Genomic DNA, 5,523 nt, shown 5'->3' with positions numbered 1-5,523 from the left:
GGGGGGGTGGGGGGGGGCCGCGGGCCCCGCAGCGCCACCGCGGGGGCGCCGGCGCCGGCGCCGGGGGGGGCGCCGCCCCGGCGCCCCCCGCCGGCGGCCGCGCGGCCCGCCGCCGGGAGGGCGCGGCCCGCCGAACTCGCCTCCCTGCAAAGGGCGGTGGGCAACGCGGCGGTGACCCGCCGGCTGCAGCGCCAGAGCGACCCCGCCGTCCGGCAGGAGGCGCGGCGCGACGCCGCCGATCCGACCGGGCACGGCGAGTGGGACGCGTTCCGCGAGGCGATGGCCCGGGCGGGCTTCCCCGACGCCGTCACCGACGTCGCCTGGCAGCTCGTCCTCGGCGGCATCGCCGAACAGGGCCGGCTCAACGACGAGGCCATGGCGACCTTCACCGCACGCCAGGACCAGCGCGATCACCGCGCCTCGAACAGCTGGTACCAGGAACTGGTCAAGGTCGTCGGCGACTACCTGGAGATCGACACCCCCACACTGGCCCTGTGGTCCGGCGGTCGGGAGGTCAGCGACTACGCCCGCGGCAAGGGCCACACCCCGCTGGAGGCCACCCCCTTCGGCGGCGTGGTCGACAAACTCGTCCTCACCCCGGACTGGCTGCTCAAGACGCCGATGTGGAACGTCCTGTCCAAGGCCTTCGTGAGCCGCGCCCGCGGCCCCGTCCACATCTTCCTGCGGGCCTACGACCCCGACAGCGTCCTCATCGCGCAGGAGGTCCCGCAGCTGCGCGTGGTCATGGCCCTCGACCCGGCGGTGCGCCTGGTCTGGCACCCGGTGTACGCGGCCTCCGACGGGAAGCTGATGGAGGTCACCGACCGCCTCGGCCTGGCCGCCGACGCCTCCTACCCCACCCGGGACCGGTGCGTCCAGGTCCTCTACGACTACCTGCGGCTCGTCCACGACCCGGCCAACCCGCACTCGCGGCGCGCCCACGCCGAGATGGGCACCCGCCTGGCCGCCAACGGCAACCCCCAGTAGCGGCCGGGCCGCATGCCGCCGGCCCCGAGGCGCGGGGCGCTGTGCCGCGGGGGCCCTGTGGTGCGGGGCCCTGTGGTGCGCGCGCCGTCAGTTCCCCGCGGTGCCGGCGGCGGTGACCTCGCGCACGGCGTCGGCGACGGCGCGGAAGTCCTTCTTCAGGATCGTGCCGTGGTTGCTCGCCACCTTCGCGCTGATCTCGATGGCCGGGTTGCGGGCGGCCACCGCCGTCAGGCTCGCCCGGATGCGTTCCTGCTCGTCGCCGCGGCTGCCCAGGGACGCCCCGGAGGCGACCACGTACCGGGTCGGGACGCTGATGGCGTCCAGCACGGGCGCCAGTTCGCGTTCGCGGGCGACCCGGCCCAGCTCGATGTTGCACCGCGCCAGCTCGTCGGCGTTCATCCGCGGGGCCAGGCCGGTGGGGCGCAGCAGCGGCAGGAACCAGCCCCACTGGCGGAACTGCTTGCGGATGCGCTGCTCCATGGCGTCGTCCAGCCAGTCGTGGGGCTGGGCGCCCTCGACCAGGACGGCGCCCAGGGCGCGCCGGGAGTTGCGGGAGGCCCAGTGGGCGGCGACGAACGCCCCGTAGGACCAGCCGACCACCAGGGCCCGCTCCACGCCCCGGGCGGCGAGGACGGCGTCGACGTCGCGGACGGCGGCCTCGAAGGAGTAGTCGGCCGAGCGGTGGGACTTGCGGCCGCGGGCGCGCTCGTCGTAGGTGATGTGCCGGTAGCCGTGGCCGAGTTCGGCGGTGACGCGCCGCCAGTAGCCCTGGGTGGCGAACTGGCCGTTGAGGTAGATCACCGGGGTGCCGGGGCCGCCGCTGTCGGTGACGGCGAGGGCGGTGTCGTCGACGGGGACCATGCCGCTCCAGGCGGACGGCTGGACGTGGGTGCTCATGGGGTGCCTTCCTGCGTGCGGGGAAGTGGGGAAGTGGGGGAGTGGGGAAGTGGGGAAGTGGGGGAGTGGGGGAGTGGGGGTGTCCGGGTGCGTGGGTCAGAGGCTGCGGGCGGTGATGTCGCCGTGGGAGGTGGTGGCGCGGATGTCGAGGGTGGGGGTGCCGTCGTTGCGCAGGGTGTTGTGGGTGCGGCCGTGGGTGGTGCCGGCGTCGAGGGTGGCCGAGATGCCGGTGGCGGCGCCGACGGTGATGTTCCCGGCCCGGGTGGTGAGGGTGAGGGTGCCGTGGTGGGCTTCGGTGACGTGGATGTCGCCGCGGGCGGTGGTGAGGTCGGCGGTGCCGGTGAGGCGGCCTATCTCGATGTCGCCGTCGGTGGCGGTGAGGTGCACGTTCGCGGCTTCGTCGATCTTGGTGTGGCGGTAGGCGCCGTCGAAGGCGAGGTCGCCGAGGCGGCCGACGACGCGCAGTTCGCAGGCGGCGGCGCGGCCCTCGACGCGGGAGCCGGCGGGCAGCCGGACGGTGACCTCGACGGAGCCGGCGCCGAGCAGGGCCTTGCCGCTCTCGGGGGCCTGGATCCGCAGGACGCCGTCGGCGTGGGTGACGGTGGTCTGCTCGGCGCTGCGCACGTCGCGGTTCTTGGCGGGGTCGGCGGGGCGGACCTCGACGACGGTGTCGGTGCGGTCGGCGGCGATCAGCCGGACGCGCCCGGCGGGGATGTCGAGGACGGCGGTGATCGGCGCGGCGGTGGCGAAGGTCTGCATGGTGTTCTCCGGTGCTCGGTCGTTCTTTCTGATGACGGAAACGCTACGTTGCCTTTCTGAAGCTGACAACGTGCTCGTTGCGTCAAATCTCTATCTCTGCAGGTGAAGTGCCGAAAAGTGTTGCAACTGGCGTGCAGATAACGCAACGACCCTGCTTTCGTTCATTGCAATGGTGAAGGGTGAACGCTCCGGTGCGGATCCGGGGCCACCGCCCGGCGGCCCGCTCGCGGCCGCACCGAGACACGGATGAAACGCTCTTTACCGGACCCTGACGTGTTCGAGGGGAGGACGAAACCCACTCCTGACGTGACCCTGACGTGAAGCTCCTACGGTGCGACACATGCCACCCACACACGGTCGCACCAGCACCAGCACCCGCACCCGAGCCCGCACCCGAGCCGCCCTGACGGCGGTTCTGACCGGAGCTCTGACAGGGGCCCTGACGGTCGTCGCGGCGGCGGCAGGCCCGGCGTCGGCCGCGCCGGCCGGGGCCGCCGCACCGGACACGGCCACGGCGGCCGCGAGCCGGGTGATCGTCCATCCGGAAGCGGTCACGGCCGCGCAGCAGCAGGCCGTCCTGGACTACTGGACCCCCGCGCGGATCGCCGCCCTGACCACGCCGTCCTCCGGCGCCGCGCCCAGGAGCGGCCCCGACGGCGCCCCGTGGACCGGCGCCGACACCCTGAGCAGGACGGTGGGCAGACTCTTCTTCACCAACCACGGTGAGGACGAGAGCTGCACCGCGACCGTCGTGAACAGCGCCAACCGCAGTACCGTCGTCACGGCGGCGCACTGCGTCAACAGCCCCGACCTCCTGGGCGACAACAACGAGTGGCTGGCGAACGAGATGTTCGTGCCGGGCTACCACGACGGCCTCGCGCCCTACGGCGCGTTCGTCGCCCGCGCCGGGGTCGCCGACGCCACCTGGCTCCTCAACGACGAGCAGAACGCCCTGGCGTACGACGCGTACGACCAGGCGTTCCTGGTCCTGAACACCGACGCCGCGGGCCGGCGCGTCCAGGACGTCGTCGGCGCCGCCCAGCGCATCGGCTTCGACCGCCCCGGCGGCGCGGTGGTCCACGAGTTCGGCTACCCGCGCGAGGCCTCCGGCGATCCCGCCCGCGCGGGCCTGCCCGAATACACCGGGGCCAGGCTCGCCCACTGCACGGGGCCCGCCCGCGAGAACCCCGGCACCACGGAGCACCCGGAGCCCCGCGGCCAGTGGGGCGCCCCCTGCGTGATGGGCGGCGGCTCCAGCGGAGGCCCCCGCATCGCCGACCTCGACCCGTCCTCCGGGATCGGCACCGTGGTCGGCGACGACACCCAGGGCGCCTTCCTCGACGCCTCCGGCCGGGCCTGCCCCCGCGGCGACACCGCCTGCACCCGGCACCTGGTCGGCCCGCAGTTCACCTCCGCGATCACCAAGCCGCTGTACCGGGCCGCCGAACACGCCTGAAACGCCGGCCCCGACCGCCGAACACGCCTGAAGCACCGGCCCCGCCGACCCCGCCGACGGACCGTCAAGCACACCGCACCCGAACGAGAACGGTGACCATGCCCGCCACACACCGCACCCTCCCCCGCAAGCTCGCCACCGCGGGAGCCCTCCTGCTGACCGCGGCCACCATCGCCGCGCTGGCGCCGGCCACGGCCCTCGCCGCGGAGCAGGACTCCGTCACCACCCACACCGGCGCCACCACCGCACAGGAACGCAGCCGGATCGACACCTACTGGACCCCCACCCGGATGAAGCTGGCCGGCGCCGTCGTCCCCGAGATCACCCCCGTGCCCGAGGACGACGACACGCCCGACGACCCGCGCCCGCTCCCCGCGAACACCCCGGACCCCGGAGCCGTCTGGACGCACGGCGGAGCGGCGGACCGGAACATCGGCCGGCTCTTCTTCACCTTCTCCGACGGCTACGACGGCAGCTGCACCGCGACGGTCGTCACCAGCGCGAACCGCAGCACCCTCGTCACGGCCGCGCACTGCCTCAGGGGCGTCGGCGCCCCCACCGCCGACGACACCTGGCGCCACAACCTGTACTTCGTGCCCGGCTACCGCAACGGCACGAAACCGCTCGGCGGCTTCAGCATCAAGACCATGGCCACCTCCTCCCACTGGGACGCCGCCCCGGGCACGACCACCTCCGACGCCGTCGCCGTCGCCGGCCACGACGCGGCCGTGCTCGTCGCCAACCCCTCCGCCGAGGGGCGGCGGATCGCGGACGTCACGGGAAGCCAGCGGATCGCGTTCACCGAGCCCGCCGAGGGCGAGTTCATCCACACCTTCGGGTACCCGAAGGACCGGCTCAACAACGCCGCCGCCCTCTACGCCGGCTCACGCATGATCCACTGCGCCGGACCGGCCCGGCCCGGCCCCAAGGCCCCCCTGCTGTGGGGCGAGCCCTGCACCATGGGCCACGGGGCGAGCGGCGGCCCCCACCTCGCCCGGTTCGACCCCCGCACCGGCACCGGCACCGTCGTCGGCGTCACCACCACCACCGACGAACTCGTGGGCGGCCCGGCCGGCACGCTCTACGCCACCCGCCTGGGGGACAGCGCCCACCGCCTCTACGACTGGGCGCAGACCCGCCCGGTCTGACCCCGGCCCGGCCCGGGGGCCTGGCCCCCGGGCTCGGGCCCCGGGCCCGGCCTCCGGCTCGGCCTCCCGGCCTGGCCCCTGGCTCGGCCCCCGGCCTGGCCCCTGGCTCGGCAACCTGACCCGGCATCCTGACCCGGCCCTCGTCCGGGGCCCCGCCCGCCCGGGCCCTCCTCGCCCCCTGTGCCGCAGGCGGCCGCCGGCGGCCCCGGGGGGGGTTTAAGCAAACCGAGCCCACCGGGCCGGGGTGTGTCGGGGGTGGGGGGGGGGGGGGGGTCT

General features: G+C 74.7%; 5 protein-coding genes. 3 read left to right on the top strand and 2 right to left on the bottom strand.

All coding sequences use genetic code 11. The features are described from left to right. Nucleotides 1–987 (top strand): hypothetical protein (locus ACFV0O_RS41100; RefSeq protein ID WP_380350083.1); only part of this gene is annotated, 987 nt, incomplete at its 5' end. Between the two features lie 87 nt (nt 988–1,074). Here ACFV0O_RS41100 and ACFV0O_RS41095 read toward each other — a convergent pair. Together ACFV0O_RS41095 and ACFV0O_RS41090 are read right to left on the bottom strand one after the other, a co-directional pair. Continuing rightward, entirely contained in the window at nt 1,075–1,884 is an 810-nt protein-coding gene (locus tag ACFV0O_RS41095) for an alpha/beta fold hydrolase (RefSeq protein WP_380350080.1), read from the bottom strand. A gap of 96 nt (nt 1,885–1,980) precedes the next feature. Beyond that, complete coding sequence (locus ACFV0O_RS41090; RefSeq protein ID WP_380350077.1) at nt 1,981–2,643, bottom strand: DUF4097 family beta strand repeat-containing protein; 663 nt, start codon at nt 2,641–2,643, stop codon at nt 1,981–1,983. Nucleotides 2,644–2,983: 340 nt separating this feature from the next. Here ACFV0O_RS41090 and ACFV0O_RS41085 point away from each other — a divergent pair, with 340 nt between their 5' ends. Continuing rightward, nucleotides 2,984–4,099, top strand: coding sequence for a trypsin-like serine peptidase (locus tag ACFV0O_RS41085; protein ID WP_380350074.1), 1,116 nt, complete (start codon nt 2,984–2,986; stop codon nt 4,097–4,099). A 98-nt stretch (nt 4,100–4,197) separates the two neighbouring features. Next, on the top strand, nt 4,198–5,247 hold the full coding sequence (locus tag ACFV0O_RS41080; protein WP_380350071.1) for a trypsin-like serine peptidase: 1,050 nt from the start codon (nt 4,198–4,200) through the stop codon (nt 5,245–5,247). Nucleotides 5,248–5,523 lie beyond the last annotated feature (276 nt).

Origin of the sequence: Kitasatospora sp. NPDC059577 (assembly GCF_042735475.1) — a bacterium.
Lineage (GTDB): Bacteria > Actinomycetota > Actinomycetes > Streptomycetales > Streptomycetaceae > Kitasatospora.
The sequence above is the reverse complement of the archived record's forward strand: the minus strand, read 5'-3'. Positions and strand labels throughout refer to the sequence as shown.